Origin of the sequence: Geodermatophilus tzadiensis (assembly GCF_003002915.1) — a bacterium.
In the GTDB taxonomy this organism is placed as follows: Bacteria; Actinomycetota; Actinomycetes; order Mycobacteriales; family Geodermatophilaceae; genus Geodermatophilus; species Geodermatophilus tzadiensis.
In genome coordinates, this window is sequence record NZ_PVTG01000008.1 from 130,035 (window position 1) to 144,661 (window position 14,627).

Below are 14,627 nucleotides of genomic sequence, written 5' to 3' on the forward strand. Positions count from 1 at the left end.
GATCCGGGCGCCACGCAGCCGGACGCGCGCGCCTGCTCCGCAGCCGGCAGCCGCCTCACCGACCGGGATCGGCGCCGGCCCGGGCGCTCGTGCGACCGCGCGTCGACCGCGCTCAGCCGAAGGGGTCGGTGGCCGCGCGCAGCACCGCCGAGGCGGACGTGGTCACGGGCCGGCCGTGGCCGAAGCAGGCGACCTCGACGTCGAGCGCCGCCATCCGCTGCAGCGAGGCCCACGCCGCCGTCCGGTCGGTGTTGAACGGACCGAGCACCACCGGCCCGCCGTCCCCGCTGCGGTCGCCGGCGATCGTGTCACCGGTCAGCAGCACCCCGTGCCGGGGCAGGTGCAGGGCGATGCTGCCCGGCGTGTGGCCCGGCACGCCGAGGACGACGGCCCCGCCGGCCAGGTCGAGGACGTCCCCCTCGTCGAGGGCGTCCACCACCGGCACGGCGGGCGCCGGCCGGACGTCGGCGGACGCGACGGCGTAGAGGTCCTGTTCGGCCGCGGTGACCACCGGCGGCGGCTCCGGGACGTCGCCGCGCACGACGGCGGCGTCCGCGCGCCCGGCCAGCACCGGGGCGCCCGACCACGCGGCGAGCTCGGCCGCCGAGCCGGAGTGGTCGGGGTGGCAGTGGGTCAGCACGATGCGGCGCAGGTCGGCGCGGTGCAGCCCGAGCTCCTCCAGGGCGGCGCCGATGGCGGGGCCGGTGCCGGACAGGCCGGTGTCGACCAGCGTGGCGCCGTCCTCGTCGTGCCACAGGTAGGCGTTGACGAAGCCCAGCCGCAGCAGGTGCAGGCCGGGCACGACCTCGACCAGGTCCATGTCGCGACGGTAGGGGCCGCGCCCGGGCACGGGCACCCTCAGCGCACGGTGTACGGCCCGGTCGGCTCCGCGTGGTAGCCCTTCGCGCCGACCGCGACCGCGAGCTCGCTGCGCGGCGGCCGGCCCTCGGCGAGCAGGTCCAGCGCCCGACGGAAGTCGTACTCGGGCGTCCAGCCGAGGTCGGCGCGGGCGGCGGCGTTGACGTACACCCGGTCGATGCGCGGGAACAGCCGCCAGCCCAGCCGCCGGTAGAGCGCGGCCGCGTCGGGGAAGAGCCGGCCCACGACGGCCGGGGCGTCGGTGCGCAGCTCGGCGAGGTGCTCGGGCCGGAACGGCGTGGTCGCGCTGACGACGTAGCGCGCGAAGCCCAGGGCCGGCGCCCGGTCCAGCGCGGCGCGGTGCGCGGAGACCACGTCGGCGAGGTCCACGCGCCGCGACAGCAGCTCGTTGACCTTGGCGTTGTCGTCGGCGTAGGCGGCGCGGACGTCGTCGGCGTCGTCGCCCTCGGGGAAGAACCGCGCGGTGCGCAGCACGACCACCGGCAGGCCGGTGTCGCGGGCGACGAGCTCGCACAGGTCCTCGGCGGCGACCTTGGTGGCGCCGTAGACGTTGCGCACGAGCGGCGGCACCGCCTCGGTGATCCAGGCGGCCGGCTCGCCCGGCGCGGGCACCAGCGCCCGCCCGAAGGCACTGGTGGTGCTGGTGACCACGACCCGGCCGACACCGGCGGCCGCGGCCTCCTCGAGCACGGTGAGCGTGCCGGTGACGTTGGTGTCGACGAACGCCTGCCGGTCGTGGGTGCCGACGTGCGGCTTGTGCAGCGTGGCGGTGTGCACCACGGCGTCGACGCCGGCCAGCGCCGCCCGGACGGCGGCCCGGTCGGTCACCGAGGCGACGACGTCGGTCCACCGCGACGGCGCGACGTCGAGGCCGGCGACGTCCTCCCCCGCGGCGCGCAGCACCCGCACCAGCGCCTCGCCGAGGTGCCCCGAGCTGCCGGTCACCAGCACCGCCATGCCGACACCCTGGCACGGGTCCCGCCCGGTCCCCGCACGACACCGCCGCGCCGCCGGCACCCGCCCCGGACGCAGGCGGGCACCGGCGCCCGGGATCAGTGGTGCCCGTGCCGGCCCCGGCCCGCACCGGGGGCGCCGGCGGTCTGCCGGCCGTCGTCGGCCTGCTGCGCGCCGCCGTGCCCGCCGCCGTGGTGGGCGTGGACGACGGCGTGCCCCTTGCCGCGGCTGATCAGCCAGCGGTTGACCGGCACGGTGACGACGAACGCGACCGCGAGGGCGAAGGCGAGCGCGCCCCAGAACAGCCAGCTGTCGAGGTGGGCCTCCATCGCGCCGGGGACCAGCAGCACGACCGCGTTGTCGACGACCTCCATCACGGTGATGGAGAGGGTGTCGGCAGCCAGCGCGATCGGGATCGCCGCGCGCAGCGACAGGCCCGAACGCATCACCGGGCCGATGGTGAACGAGTAGCCGAACACGAAGGCCAGGACGACGGCGAGCACGATCGTCTGCACGTCGGACCAGCCCAGGGCGGTGCCGATGACCATGCCGAGCACCTCGCCGATGGCGCAGCCGGTGAGGCAGTGCAGCGTGGCCGTGACCGCCAGGCGGGTCAGGGCGCGGCCGGTGGGGCGCTGGGGATGCGTCGAGTGGTCCATCTCTGCTCCTCGGTCGGACGTCGACCGGGTGCGACGCCCCTTCGTCGCGTCGCCCGTCGACTCCTCCATTGATACCCCCATGGGGTATTGCGCGCAAGGGGTGTCGGTCCGCCTCGGGAGACGATCCCGGGACCACCGCTCGACCGCGCCGGCGCCCCGCCGGCCGCTCGTGCCGGGTGGAGCAGCTCAGGCTCCGCCGAACAGGGTCCGGGTCAGCGCGGTCCGACGGACCAGCAGGTCGTAGACGAGCAGCGTGACGACGGCGGACAGCGCGCAGATCAGCAGGTACTCCAAAGCCGGGTGCAGCGGACTGCCGACGACGAGGTAGGCCACCGCGACCAGGACCGGCTGGTGCAGCACGTACCAGGGCAGCACCGCCGCGGTGACGTAGCCGACGACCCGGACGTCCCGCGCGCCGTCGCGCCCCGCGCGGCCGGACGGAGGTCGCAGCCGGGCCAGCCCGCCGAGGACCGCCACGACCGCGCACCACCCTGCTGCGCCGAACGCCGCCCTCCCGGCGAGGGTGAGCGGGTCACGGTCGAGCAGGAGGTCGGCCTCCCCGCCGAGCACGGCCGCGCCTGCACCGACCAGCAGTGCGACGGCGGCCACGGCGGCCGGGCCTGCGTCGCGGCGCACCGCCCGGCGGAAGCGCACATCGGTGGCCAGGACCACCCCGGCGGCGAAGAAGACCAGGTAGCCGAGGACGTTGCCCGCGGCGATCCCCTCGTCCAGGCCGAGTCCGGCGGCGATCCCTGCCAGGAGGACCGCGGGCAGCAGGACGATGCCGCGCCGTCCCACCCCGTCGGCCAGCGCACGCACCGCCCTCCGGCCGTGGGCGGAGCCCAGCCAGCCGAGGAGCGGCACCACCGCCAGCGAGTACAGGAGCAGGAGGTGGAGGAACCACAGGTGCCCCGTCTCGAAGCCCCGGCCGTCGGCAGCGGGCTGGAGGACGAACGGGAACTCCGACCACTCCCACCGCACCCGGAAGAAGCGGGGCCAGAAGGCCCAGTAGGACTCGGTGTAGCCAGGGTCCGCGCGCAGCCGGAGCCACACCGGCAGCGGGACGAGCAGCACGGTGCCCACCACCTGCGGGACGAGCAGCCGCCGCAGCCGCCGACGCAGGTGGTCACCGGCTCCGTGGGCCTGCCAGGAGTGCCAGGTCCCGATGCCGGCGGCCAGGAACAGCAGCGGCATCGCCACCACCACGACAGGGGCGACGATCGGCAGGAGGTCGGCGGTGCGTTCGCTCTTGACGTAGAAGTCGTCGGTCGCGTCGAACACCAGCAGGGCGTGGAACGGGATGAGGCCTCCGACGACGACCGCCCGTGCCAGGTCGAGTCCGGGCCACCGGTCGACCCGCCCCGACGTCTCCGCCGCCGTCGTCGCCATGAGGAGTCCCTCCGCGCTGCTCGGTCGCCAGCACGGTCGCAGCCCCGCCGGGGCATGTCGAGGGGCCGGGCCGCCCACGCTCCCCCGGCACCCCGCCTCGGCTGCACCCGCCCGCGGAGCCGCCACCGGCCCGGCTCCCCGAGCGGGGGAACCGGGCCGGTGGGCGGACCGAGCCAGCCGGGCAGACGTCCTGCCGGCCACGTCCGGGACACCACTGTCCGCGCCGGCGTCTGGTGCCCTGCACAACGAGAGCAGGCCCGCACCCGATCGGTGCGGACCTGCTGCTGCGCCGGCGTTCTGCGTCACCTGCTCGTCGCGCGTGTCGGTGTCCGGGGGCGGCGATGACAGAGGCCTCCTGGACGACCGCCCAGTCATGGGTCGCACGTCCCGCAGGTCGTCACGAGCCCGTGTGCGACTCCGCGAGCGCGCGGGAGGACCGCACTGGCGACCGGGCCGGGGTCGTCGGTCGCCGCTTCCTCCACGTGCGGCGACAGCACGGTGGTGCTCTCGGCAGCGCAGGGGAAGACGCCGTGGTCGCCGGCAGTGCCAACCGGCAGTGTGCAGCCGCGCGCCGGCCGGATGCGCTCAGGGCGCCGGCGTCGGGGACGCCCCTGCGCCAGCTGCTCGTCGGAACCAGTCGAGCGCGAGGTCGGCGACGGCGGCAGGCGCGTCGTCGGTGACGAAGTGCGCCGCGTCCTCGACGTAGGCGAACTCGGCGCGGTCGGCGTACCGCTCCGGATGGCGGCAGACGCGTCCGATGATCGCTTCGTTCCAGTAGCGGTCGCGGCGGCCGAAGACGAAGAGGGTGGGCACCGTGAGCCGGCGGCGCCGGTAGACACCGCGAGCCATGCGCATGCCCTCGGGCACGGCGATGCCACGGGTGAGCGTGCGGACGGCGGCGTCGACGTCGGGACGGCGCATCGGGGCGAGGTGGGCCTCGACGGTCGTCGCTGCCATCGGCTGGGCGACGTACCTCGTGGAGAAGATGCCGGCCAGGGAGGCGCCCGGGCGGTGCCAGATGAAGGAGGGGAGGTGCCGGAAGCCCGGTGCGACCCTCGGGTTCATCGTCATGAAGCCGGGCGGCACGGAGAGCTGCACCGCCGTCCGCACCCGCTCCGGGTGGTCGTAGCTGAGCTGCATCGCGGTGATCGCGCCCAGGTCGTGCGAGACGAGGTGGACGCGCTCGACCTGGAGGACGTCGAGGAGGGCGAGCAGGTCGCCGAGACGGGTTTCGCGTCCGACACGGGGATCGTCGGCCACGGTCCAACCGGCCCCGCGCAGGTCGGGGCAGAGGACGCGGTGACCGCGTGCGGCGATGGCCGGGGCCACGGCACGCCACTGCCACCAGTGCTGGGGGAACCCGTGCAGCAGCACGACCGGGTCGCCCTCGCCGATGGCGGCGAGGTGCGTGCGCAGGCCGGGTGTCCCGACGACGTGGTGCTCGAAGCCGGGGGCCTCTGGCAGCGGCGGAGACCACGCCGACAGGTCGACGGGACGGATGGCGCGGGGCCCGGACACGTCCATGCCGACCTCCCCTTCGCACGGAGGACACTACGTTCGTAGTAGGCAGGTCCATGGTGGACCTCCGGAGAGGAGACGTCCATGCCCGCGGCCACCCGAGAGCGCGCGCTCGAGGCGGCCGTGGAGCTGCTGGGCGCGCAGGGCGTGCGCGCACTCACCCATGCTCGTGTCGACACCCGCGCGGGCCTCCCGCCCGGATCGACGTCGAACTGGTTCCGCACCCGCCGGGCGTTGCTCAGCGGCATCGTCGACTGGATAGCGGAGCGAGAGCGCGCCGACTTCGACCCGGGCGCGCTGCCGACGGTCTCGAACGTCGAAGAGCTCGTCGAGGGCCTGTGCGCCATGACGGACCTGCAGTCCGGGAGGTTCGCCGCGCGCACCCGCGCCCGCTACGCGCTGTTCCTCGAGCTCGCCGACGACCCTGAGCTCGGCGAGCCGCTGCGGCGGCAGCGCCGGCTGTTCGAGCGGTGGACCGAGGGGATCGTGACCGCCGTCGGTGTGGCCGACCCCACGCCCGCCACCAGGGTCCTCATGGCCCTCGCCGACGGTCTGCTGCTGCACCGGCTCACCGTCGACCCCGGGCTCGACATGCGCCCCGCCGTCGAACGCGCAGTGCGCGCCCTGGCGCAGTCTCCGGGCGCAGCGCCGACGACGACCGAGTGATCGACGCGAGGTCGGGACAGGTGAACGGCTCCTCGGCCGTCACCGGCCCGGTCCCCCTGAGGAGAACCGGGCCGGTGACGATCTCGATGGTCAGGAGTGTCCTGCTGGCCAGGGCCAGGACATCGCTGTCCAGGTCAGCAGCACAGGCTCCTGGCCGATCACCTCAGGAGCAGCCGCTGGTGGAGCCGCAGCCCTCGCAGACGTAGCAGCTGCCGGCCGGGCGCATCTTCGTGCCGCAGGTCATGCACAGCGGCGCGTCGGTGGCGGTCCCGGTGACCAGCTCGAGGAGCTCGGCCGAGGAGTGGGCCTCCTTGACCGGCTTGTCGGCGACCTCCGGCTTGGCCGGGCCCTCGGTCGGCACCGAGCTGCGCAGCGCCTCGACGTCGACCTCCTCCTCCTCGACGACGTCCGCCGTGGAGGCCGAGCCGTAGCTCCCGGCCACCTGGGCGGCGCGCTCCTCGGCGCTGAAGATGCCGAGGGTGGCCCGCGTGTCCACGGGCAGGTGGTCGAGGGCCAGGCGCCGGAAGATGTAGTCCATCACCGACTGGGCGATCCGGATGTCGGGGTCGTCGGTCATGCCGGCCGGCTCGAAGCGCATGTTGGTGAACTTCTGGATGTAGGTCTCCAGCGGCACACCGTGCTGCAGCGCGATCGAGATGCCGATCGAGAAGGCGTCCATGACACCGGCCAGGGTCGAGCCCTGCTTGCCCAGCTTGAGGAACACCTCGCCGAGGCTGCCGTCCTCGTACATCCCGGCGGTCATGTAGCCCTCGGCGCCGGCGACGCTGAACGACGTCGTCATGCTCTGCCGCTTCTTCGGCAGCCGGCGGCGCACCGGGTGCGACGTGGTGGCGACCGGCGCCGCCTCGACCTCGACCTTGGTCTCGGCCTTCTTCGCCTTGGCGTCGGACAGCGGCTGGCCGACCTTGCAGTTGTCGCGGTAGATCGCCAGTGCCTTGAGGCCGAGCTTCCAGCCCTGGAAGTAGATGTTCTCGACGTCCTCGACGGTCGCCGTCTCCGGCATGTTGACCGTCTTGCTGATGGCGCCGGAGATGAACGGCTGCACCGCGGCCATCATCCGGACGTGGCCCATCGGGGAGATGGCCCGCTCGCCCATGGCGCAGTCGAACACCTCGTAGTGCTCCGGGCGCAGGCTCGGCGCGTCGACGACGTGGCCGTGCTCGGCGATGTACTCGACGATCGCCTCGACCTGCTCGTCCTGGTAGCCGAGGCTCTTCAGCGCCCGCGGGACCGTCTGGTTGACGATCTGCATGGACCCGCCGCCGACCAGCTTCTTGTACTTGACCAGCGAGAAGTCCGGCTCGATGCCGGTCGTGTCGCAGTCCATCATGAAGCCGATGGTCCCGGTGGGGGCCAGCACCGAGGCCTGCGCGTTCCGCCAACCGTGGTCGGCGCCGATCTCCAGGCACTCCTGCCACTGGGCGGTGGCGGCCTTGAGCACGTCGGCGTCGTCGGCACCGACCGGGCGGATGGCGTCGTTGGCCGCGGCGTGCTTGCGCATGACCCGCGCGTGGGCGTCGGCGTTGCGGGCGAAGCCCTCGTAGGCGCCGACGATGCCGGCCAGCTCGGCCGAGCGGCGGTAGGCGGTGCCGGTCATCAGCGAGGTGATCGCCGCGGCCAGCGTCTGGCCACCGCGCGAGTCGTACGCGTGGCCGGTCGCCATGAGCAGCGCGCCGAGGTTGGCGTAGCCGATGCCCAGCTGCCGGTAGGCGCGGGTGGTGTCCCCGATCGGGTCGGTCGGGAAGTCGGCGAAGCAGATCGAGATGTCCATCGCGGTGATGACCAGCTCGACGGCCCTGGTGAAGGTCCGGGCGTCGAACGTGCCGTCGGCCTTGAGGAACTTCATGAGGTTCAGCGACGCCAGGTTGCACGAGCTGTTGTCCAGGCTCATGTACTCAGAGCACGGGTTGGACGCGTTGATCCGGCCGGTCTCGGGGTTGGTGTGCCAGTCGTTGATCGTGTCGTCGTACTGGATGCCGGGGTCGGCGCACTCCCACGCGGCCTGGGTGACCTTGCGGAACAGGTCCTTGGCGTCGACGGTCTCGATGACCGAGCCGTCGAGGCGGGCGCGCAGGCCGAAGTCGGTGCCGTCCTCCACCGCGCGCATGAACTCGTCGGAGACGCGGACGGAGTTGTTGGCGTTCTGGTACTGGACGCTGGTGATGTCCTTGCCGCCGAGGTCCATGTCGTACCCGGCGTCGCGCAGCGCGCGGATCTTGTCCTCCTCGCGCGCCTTGGTCTCGATGAACTCCTCGATGTCGGGGTGGTCGATGTCGAGGACGACCATCTTGGCCGCGCGCCGGGTGGCCCCGCCGGACTTGATGGTCCCGGCGGAGGCATCGGCACCGCGCATGAAGCTGACCGGGCCCGAGGCGGTGCCGCCGGAGGACAGCAGCTCCTTGGACGAGCGGATCCGGGAGAGGTTCAGGCCGGCGCCCGAGCCGCCCTTGAAGATCAGCCCCTCCTCCCGGTACCAGTTGAGGATCGAGTCCATCGTGTCGTCGACGGCGAGGATGAAGCAGGCGCTGACCTGCTGCGGGGCGCTGGTGCCGACGTTGAACCACACGGGGCTGTTGAAGCTGAACACCTGGTGCAGCAGCATCCAGGTCAGCTCGTGCTCGAAGATCTCGGCATCGCCCTCGCTGGCGAAGTAGCCGTGCTCGCGGCCGGCGGCGCCGTAGGTGAGCACCACCCGGTCGATCAGCTGGCGCAGGCTGCTCTCGCGCTGCGGGGTGCCGACGGCGCCGCGGAAGTACTTCGTGGTGACGATGTTGGTGGCGTTGATGCTCCACTCGGCGGGGAACTCCACGCCGCGCTGCTCGAAGTTGACCGAGCCGTCGCGCCAGTTGGTCATGACGACGTCGCGTCGCTCCCAGGTCACCTCGTCGTAGGGGTGCACCCCGGCGGTGGTGTAGACCCGCTTGACCTTCAGGCCCTTCCCCCTGGTCGGCGCCTTGGCGGCCCGACGCGTGCGGCCTGACAAGCGGTCCTCGATCTCGGTCACGAGCTCTCCCTCGGTGAGTGGTGAGGCGGCTGGGGAAGAGAGCCGCACTCTGTCTAGCGGGTGGTGCTGACGGTTTCCGGTGGTGCGGGGCGGGCCGGCGGCGCTGCCGGCCGGGGCTGGGGTGCGGCGGTCAGCCGTCGCGGGCGGCCGACGGGCTGCGGGCGCTCCCCCGGCGGCGGGGCGCCGGGGGCTCGATCTGCAGCCCGGGCAGCGGCGGGGTGCCACCGCGGTGGTGGCGCATGCGCAGCTCGGTGATCTCCTTCTCGAAGTCCTCCACCGAGCTGAAGGCGCGGTAGACGCTGGCGAAGCGGAGGTAGGCCACCTCGTCGAGCTCCCGCAGCGGCTGGAGGATGGCCAGGCCCACCTCGTTGCTGGGCACCTCGGCCACACCGCTGGCGCGGATGGCGTCCTCCACCTGCTGGGCGAGCTGCTGCAACTGGTCCTCGTCGACCGGCCGGCCCTGGCAGGCGCGGCGGACGCCGGCGACGACCTTCGACCGGTTGAACGGCTCGCTGACGCCGCTGCGCTTGACCACGGCGAGCACCGCCTCCTCCACGGTCGTGAAGCGACGGCCGCAGGCCGGGCACGAGCGACGGCGGCGGGTGGTGGCCCCCTCGTCGGCCTCACGCGAGTCGATCACCCGGCTGTCGGGGTTGTGGCAGAACGGGCAGCGCACTGCGGATCACCTCCCTCCGCGGACGGTGGCGTCGGCGGCCGGACGGGGCTCGCGGGGAGCTCGCTCGACGTCGACGTGTGGACTTCCCTGGGGACATCCGGTGGATGTCCTCGGGAGGTCCTGAGGACGGCCTGTGGACGACTTCCGGCTGTGCAACTACTAGATGTAGGGGGACCCTAGGTCGCGCAACACAAGATCTGCAAGTCGACAGCGGGCGTGTCTCTTCCGCCGAGACGTGCTCGTGACCCAGTGGTGACCAGGGGCGAGCAGATCCCCCACCCGTCACACGACACGCCGGGGGACCGCGCGTGTCGGCGCGCACGCCATCGCTAGGCGGTGTACGCCCTCCTCCCCCGGACGCACGCCGGCCCGGGCGGCGGGCCGTCTCCGGCCGCGGCCGCCCGGGCCGGGGAACGTGCGGGAGCCGCCTACCGCGTGGGGCGGACGGCGGGACGCCCGCCGCGTGGGTGCGACCCGAGGTCGTCGAGGCGGATCCGGCGGGTGACCATGTCGGGCTCCACGGGCGGAACACCGGTCGGGACGGCGGCCGGGACAGCGGCCGGGGCGGCGGCCGCGTCGGCGACCGGGGCCGACGCGGCGGTCAGGGCGGGCATCTCGACGGTCAGCGCGCGGTGCCGGCCGGTGTCCGCGGGGGCGCGGTGCCGACCCGCGGTGACCGAGCCGGCGGCGGGCTGCTCGGCGGTGACGTCGCCCCCGTGGCGGCGACCGGCGCGCCGGGTCCGGCCGCCCGGCTGCACGGCGGTCATGGCCACCGTCGGCGCGGGGGCCGGCCCGGACGCCGGCACCGCCACGGCTCCCGTGGCCGACGCGCCGGGGGCCGCGCCGGCGAGCGCGAGGTGGCGCTCGGGCAGCCGGACGGCGGCGAGGTCGATCCAGCGGCCCTCGCCGTCGGCGGCGGGCAGCGGACCGGGCCGCTCGTCGCGCGCGCGGACGAGCGCCTGGCAGCCCCCGGCGTCGTCGTGCCGCCAGCCCAGCATGCCGCCGGGCACCCAGGCGCCGTCGAGGAGGACCTCGACGTCCTGCGGGGCGCGGAAGACGACCGAGGCTGCGCTGTTCACGGCTGCTGACACGCGTTCGACCGTAGGTGCCCGACCGGCGCGGACCCGGGAACGACCCCGCGCGGAGGGTTGACGAACTCGGCGCCGTGACCTCGTCCATGTCTGCCGGGCCGCCGCGTGCCGGGTCGCTGCCCGCCGGGCACGGGTCGCCGGCCGGGGTGCGGGCCGGTCACGGCAGCCGGAGGACCTGGCCGGGCACCACACCGGCGCCCTCGAGGTCGTTCAGCTCCTCGATGGCGTCGACCACCACGCGCACGTCCTGCTCGCCGCCGGCGACCTCGCCCGCGATCGACCAGACCGTGTCGCCCGGACGCACCACGACGCTGCTCTCGCCCGCCAGGCGCAGCCCGGCCTCCCCGCCGGTGACCCAGGGGGCGACCACCGACCCGAGGACCAGGGCGCCGCCCAGGGCGAGCGCGAGGACCAGCCGCCGGCCCCGGCGGGTCAGCCGGAGCCGCGCCGGGGCGGGTGCGGCCGCACGCCCGCCGCGCACGGCACCGGCCGCGGCCCGGGCGCGCGGCGGGCGGCCACCCGGGCGGGCCGGGTCGCGGCGGGCCCGGGGGGCCTCGGCCGGGGGCCCGGCCGTGCGGGCCGGCGCGGCGGCGGGGCGGTCGGGGACCGGCCGCAGGTGCCCGGGAACCCGTGGACCCGAGCCCGGCAGGGCTGCCCGGCCGGTCGGGCGGGCCGGCCGTCGGGCACCGTCCCCGGACCCCAGCAGCGGCCGCCACGGGACCTGGACCGCCGCGTCGAACTCCAGCACGGCCTGTCGCACGCTGCCCATGACCAGTCCTCCTCGTCGCTCACACGGCCCCGACGTCGAACACGCGTTCGATCGAACGTCTGTGCGATGTCTACCGCATCCGTCCGACGCGGTCGACCCGACACCTCCCGGCGGTTTCGAACACACGTTTGAAGTCGCGGCGCCGAGGCGCTACGGTCCGACCAGCACCCGCCCGCCGTCGCCTGCGGGCCCGGCGGGACCGCGGCCGCGGTTCCGGACGGGACCGGCTCCGGCCCGGCACCGGGCGGACACGAGGGCTGTGAGGGCACAGCCGGCGAGGAGGAGACGTGGCGGGCACCAGCGGCACCGGCCGGCGCACGCGGACCGGCGGGACGGCGACCCGGCGCACCCCGAAGGCCGGGGCGGTCACGGACGCGGCCGGGCCGGGCGACGGGACGGGGGCGGTGCGCACGTTCCCCGACCGCACGGAGAACGGCGACGGCCTGACCCAGCGGCAGCGCCGGGTCCTCGAGGTCATCCGCGACTCGATCGAGCGGCGCGGCTACCCGCCCTCGGTCCGCGAGATCGGCGAGGCCGTCGGCCTGTCCTCCGCGTCGTCGGTGGCCCACCAGCTGTCGGTGCTGCAGAAGAAGGGCTGGCTGCGGCGCGACCCCAACCGCCCGCGCGCCCTCGACGTCCGGCTCCCCGGGGAGACGACGGCCGAGACCACCGCCCCCGCGGCCGAGGCCGCGGCCGGTGCGCCCACCTACGTGCCGCTCGTCGGCCGGATCGCCGCCGGTGGCCCGGTGCTCGCCGAGCAGGCCGTCGAGGACGTCTTCCCGCTCCCCCGCGAGCTGGTCGGCGACGGCACGCTGTTCATGCTGCGCGTCGCCGGTGACTCGATGGTCGACGCGGCGATCTGCGACGGCGACTGGGTGGTCGTCCGCCAGCAGCCGACCGCCGAGAACGGCGAGATCGTCGCGGCGATGCTCGACGGCGAGGCCACGGTGAAGACCTACAAGCGCCGCGACGGCCACGTCTGGCTGCTACCGCACAACCCGGCCTACGAGCCGATCCCCGGCGACGAGGCGACCGTCCTCGGCCGCGTCGTCACCGTGCTGCGGCGGGTCTGACCCGGCGACCCGGGGCGGCGGCCGACCGCCGCCCCGGTCAGGCTCCCGGTGCCCCCGGGGCGCGGCGGCGGCGCACCCGGCCGCCGACGACGACCAGCAGGGTCGCCACGCCGGCCGCCACGAGTGCGGTGGTGACCGCGGACAGGCCGACACCGCCGTCGTCGTCGAGCAGCGCGGACAGCGACGGCTCGGTCGCGCCCGCGGGCGCGGGCGGCGACGCCGGCGTCGCCGCCGGGATCGGCACCTGCGTGACGTCGCCCGGCACGCCCTCGCCGGCCACGAGCAGGGCACTGCCGTCGGCGGTGAAGCTGACCGCCTCCCCCTGCGGCGCCGCGGGCAGCGCGATCCGCACCGGCTCGCCGGCCAGCGCGCCGGGCACGTCGGCACCGGCGAGGTCCCAGACGTAGGCGTCGGTGTAGGTGCGCAGTGCGAGGCGGCTGCCGTCGCGGGCCACCGCGCCGCCGGTCACCAGCAGCTGCCCGGCGCGACCGACCGGACCGCCCGGCGTGCCGGTGAGGGTGAACGTCACGGTGCCGACGTCGACCAGGGCGACCGTGCCGCCGTCGACCAGGGGCGCGGCCGGGCGGTAGACGTGACTGGCGCCGAGCACCTCCTTGGTGACCAGGTGGGGCGTGCCGTCGGGAGCGAGCAGCAGCGCCTCGGCGTCGTGCGCCCCGTCGGGGTAGGTGAGCCGGTACAGCGACGTCGACCCGTCCGGGCGCACCGCGACCAGCGCGACGGTGGCGCGGGTGGCGTTGTTGTCCCCGGTGTCGGCCAGCCAGACGGTGCCGTCCGCGCCGACGGCCAGGTCCTCGGGGTCGTAGGGGTCCAGCGGGGCGGTGGTCACGTCGACGACCGCGCACGCGTCGTCGAGCACGTGCAGGACCACCTGGTCCCCGCCGTCGACCACCGCCAGCAGGCGGTCGCCGACGTCGACCAGCCCGGACAGCTCGGCCAGCCGCGGGTCGGTGACCGTGCACCGGGTCACCGGCGCGGCCGGCTCCTCGGCGGCGGCCGGCGCCGGGAGGACGGCCGGCCCCAGCCCGAGCAGGAGGGCCGCACCGGCGCCTGCGGCCCGACGGCGCACGTCAGGACGGGGCGGTCGGACGGCCGGCGCGGGCACTCGCCCAGCGTGACAGCAGGACCGCGTCGAGTGCGTGGACCACGCCCAGCAGGAGCAGACCCACCGCGGCGCCGACCACCGCGTCGGTGACCCAGTGGAAGTCCAGCGACACCATGGCGATCCCGGTGACGACCGGGCCCGCGACGCTGAGCCACCACAGCGCGCGCTGCACCTGCGGCGCGAGCCGGTACTCGACCGCCTGCCAGCGGGCCACGCCCCACATGAGCACCGCGTTGGCCACGTGACCGGAGGGGTAGGAGGCCCCGTCGCGGTGGAAGAACGACCCGGGATAGGCCGGGGCGGTGCGGCCGGTGCCGAACTTGAACGCGTAGACCACCACGGTCAGCAGCGCCAGGGCGGTGAGCACCCGCACCAGGGGCAGGAGCGTCCGCCGCCGCACGCACAGCCAGCCGACCAGGACGGCCAGCACGACCACGATGGTGCCGCGGCCGCCGATCTGGGTGACCGCCCACACCGGCCAGTAGGCCGGGGAGTCGCGCAGGTCCCAGGAGCTGACCACCTCCGACACCTGCAGGTCCAGCCGCTCCAGGTAGCCGCGGCTGAGCAGGTCGACGGTGACGGCCACGGTGACCACCAGGGCACCGAGCAGCAGCCACCACGGCGGGCGACCGGACGACACCGGGCGCGCCGGCACGGCCGTGGCGTCGCCGGGCTCGTCCCCGGCCGACGCGTCGGCCTGGCGTCGCACCACGCCGCTGGTCACCCGCTCACGGTACCGGGGCCGTGACCGGCCCGTGACCTCCCGCGGGTCCACGGCGAGCCGCCCGGACACCCGATCGGGTGT

At 75.0% G+C, this 14,627-nt stretch carries 13 protein-coding genes; 2 read left to right on the top strand and 11 right to left on the bottom strand.

The features are described from left to right. Positions 1-112: 112 nt before the first annotated feature. The 5 genes from LY71_RS12245 to LY71_RS12265 form a co-directional block, all read right to left on the bottom strand. The gene (locus tag LY71_RS12245; protein WP_106277978.1) at positions 113-820 is read right to left on the bottom strand and encodes an MBL fold metallo-hydrolase; all 708 of its coding nucleotides are present in this window, start codon (positions 818-820) and stop codon (positions 113-115) included. Positions 821-858: 38 nt separating this feature from the next. Further along, positions 859-1,836 (bottom strand): NAD-dependent epimerase/dehydratase family protein, encoded by a 978-nt coding sequence (locus tag LY71_RS12250; RefSeq protein WP_106277813.1) that lies wholly within the window; start codon positions 1,834-1,836, stop codon positions 859-861. A 95-nt stretch (positions 1,837-1,931) separates the two neighbouring features. Continuing rightward, on the bottom strand, positions 1,932-2,492 hold the full coding sequence (locus LY71_RS12255; RefSeq protein ID WP_106277815.1) for a DUF4396 domain-containing protein: 561 nt from the start codon (positions 2,490-2,492) through the stop codon (positions 1,932-1,934). 186 nt (positions 2,493-2,678) lie between these two features. Beyond that, a complete protein-coding gene (locus tag LY71_RS12260; RefSeq protein ID WP_106277817.1) occupies positions 2,679-3,881 on the bottom strand; it encodes an acyltransferase family protein in 1,203 nt (400 codons plus the stop codon). A gap of 585 nt (positions 3,882-4,466) precedes the next feature. After that, a complete protein-coding gene (locus LY71_RS12265; protein ID WP_106277819.1) occupies positions 4,467-5,405 on the bottom strand; it encodes an alpha/beta fold hydrolase in 939 nt (312 codons plus the stop codon). A 78-nt stretch (positions 5,406-5,483) separates the two neighbouring features. Between LY71_RS12265 and LY71_RS12270 the strand changes: the two genes are divergently transcribed. Then, on the top strand, positions 5,484-6,065 hold the full coding sequence (locus LY71_RS12270) for a TetR/AcrR family transcriptional regulator (RefSeq protein WP_106277821.1): 582 nt from the start codon (positions 5,484-5,486) through the stop codon (positions 6,063-6,065). A 163-nt stretch (positions 6,066-6,228) separates the two neighbouring features. Here LY71_RS12270 and LY71_RS12275 read toward each other — a convergent pair whose 3' ends face one another. From LY71_RS12275 to LY71_RS12290, 4 genes are all read right to left on the bottom strand, one after another. Further along, positions 6,229-9,090, bottom strand: coding sequence for a vitamin B12-dependent ribonucleotide reductase (locus LY71_RS12275; protein WP_106277824.1), 2,862 nt, complete (start codon positions 9,088-9,090; stop codon positions 6,229-6,231). A 130-nt stretch (positions 9,091-9,220) separates the two neighbouring features. Then, positions 9,221-9,766, bottom strand: coding sequence for a transcriptional regulator NrdR (nrdR, locus tag LY71_RS12280; RefSeq protein ID WP_106277826.1), 546 nt, complete (start codon positions 9,764-9,766; stop codon positions 9,221-9,223). 428 nt (positions 9,767-10,194) lie between these two features. After that, on the bottom strand, positions 10,195-10,857 hold the full coding sequence (locus tag LY71_RS12285) for a hypothetical protein (RefSeq protein ID WP_146146129.1): 663 nt from the start codon (positions 10,855-10,857) through the stop codon (positions 10,195-10,197). Between the two features lie 157 nt (positions 10,858-11,014). Further along, positions 11,015-11,626, bottom strand: coding sequence for a LysM peptidoglycan-binding domain-containing protein (locus LY71_RS12290; RefSeq protein WP_106277830.1), 612 nt, complete (start codon positions 11,624-11,626; stop codon positions 11,015-11,017). A 287-nt stretch (positions 11,627-11,913) separates the two neighbouring features. Between LY71_RS12290 and lexA the strand changes: the two genes are divergently transcribed. Beyond that, the gene (lexA, locus tag LY71_RS12295; protein ID WP_106277832.1) at positions 11,914-12,699 is read left to right on the top strand and encodes a transcriptional repressor LexA; all 786 of its coding nucleotides are present in this window, start codon (positions 11,914-11,916) and stop codon (positions 12,697-12,699) included. Between the two features lie 37 nt (positions 12,700-12,736). Here lexA and LY71_RS12300 read toward each other — a convergent pair whose 3' ends face one another. Together LY71_RS12300 and LY71_RS12305 are read right to left on the bottom strand one after the other, a co-directional pair. Then, a complete protein-coding gene (locus LY71_RS12300) occupies positions 12,737-13,786 on the bottom strand; it encodes a hypothetical protein (RefSeq protein WP_106277980.1) in 1,050 nt (349 codons plus the stop codon). A 1-nt stretch (position 13,787) separates the two neighbouring features. Next, the gene (locus LY71_RS12305) at positions 13,788-14,546 is read right to left on the bottom strand and encodes a phosphatase PAP2 family protein (RefSeq protein ID WP_245887858.1); all 759 of its coding nucleotides are present in this window, start codon (positions 14,544-14,546) and stop codon (positions 13,788-13,790) included. Between the last annotated feature and the right edge of the window lie 81 nt (positions 14,547-14,627).

Bases quoted from the DNA above. Each gene is read 5' to 3' on its own strand.
- LY71_RS12245 (WP_106277978.1), bottom strand. From the start codon at position 820: ATGGACCTGGTCGAGGTCGTGCCCGGCCTGCACCTGCTGCGGCTGGGC.
- LY71_RS12250 (WP_106277813.1), bottom strand. From the start codon at position 1,836: ATGGCGGTGCTGGTGACCGGCAGCTCGGGGCACCTCGGCGAGGCGCTG.
- LY71_RS12255 (WP_106277815.1), bottom strand. From the start codon at position 2,492: ATGGACCACTCGACGCATCCCCAGCGCCCCACCGGCCGCGCCCTGACC.
- LY71_RS12260 (WP_106277817.1), bottom strand. From the start codon at position 3,881: ATGGCGACGACGGCGGCGGAGACGTCGGGGCGGGTCGACCGGTGGCCC.
- LY71_RS12265 (WP_106277819.1), bottom strand. From the start codon at position 5,405: ATGGACGTGTCCGGGCCCCGCGCCATCCGTCCCGTCGACCTGTCGGCG.
- LY71_RS12270 (WP_106277821.1), top strand. From the start codon at position 5,484: ATGCCCGCGGCCACCCGAGAGCGCGCGCTCGAGGCGGCCGTGGAGCTG.
- LY71_RS12290 (WP_106277830.1), bottom strand. From the start codon at position 11,626: ATGGGCAGCGTGCGACAGGCCGTGCTGGAGTTCGACGCGGCGGTCCAG.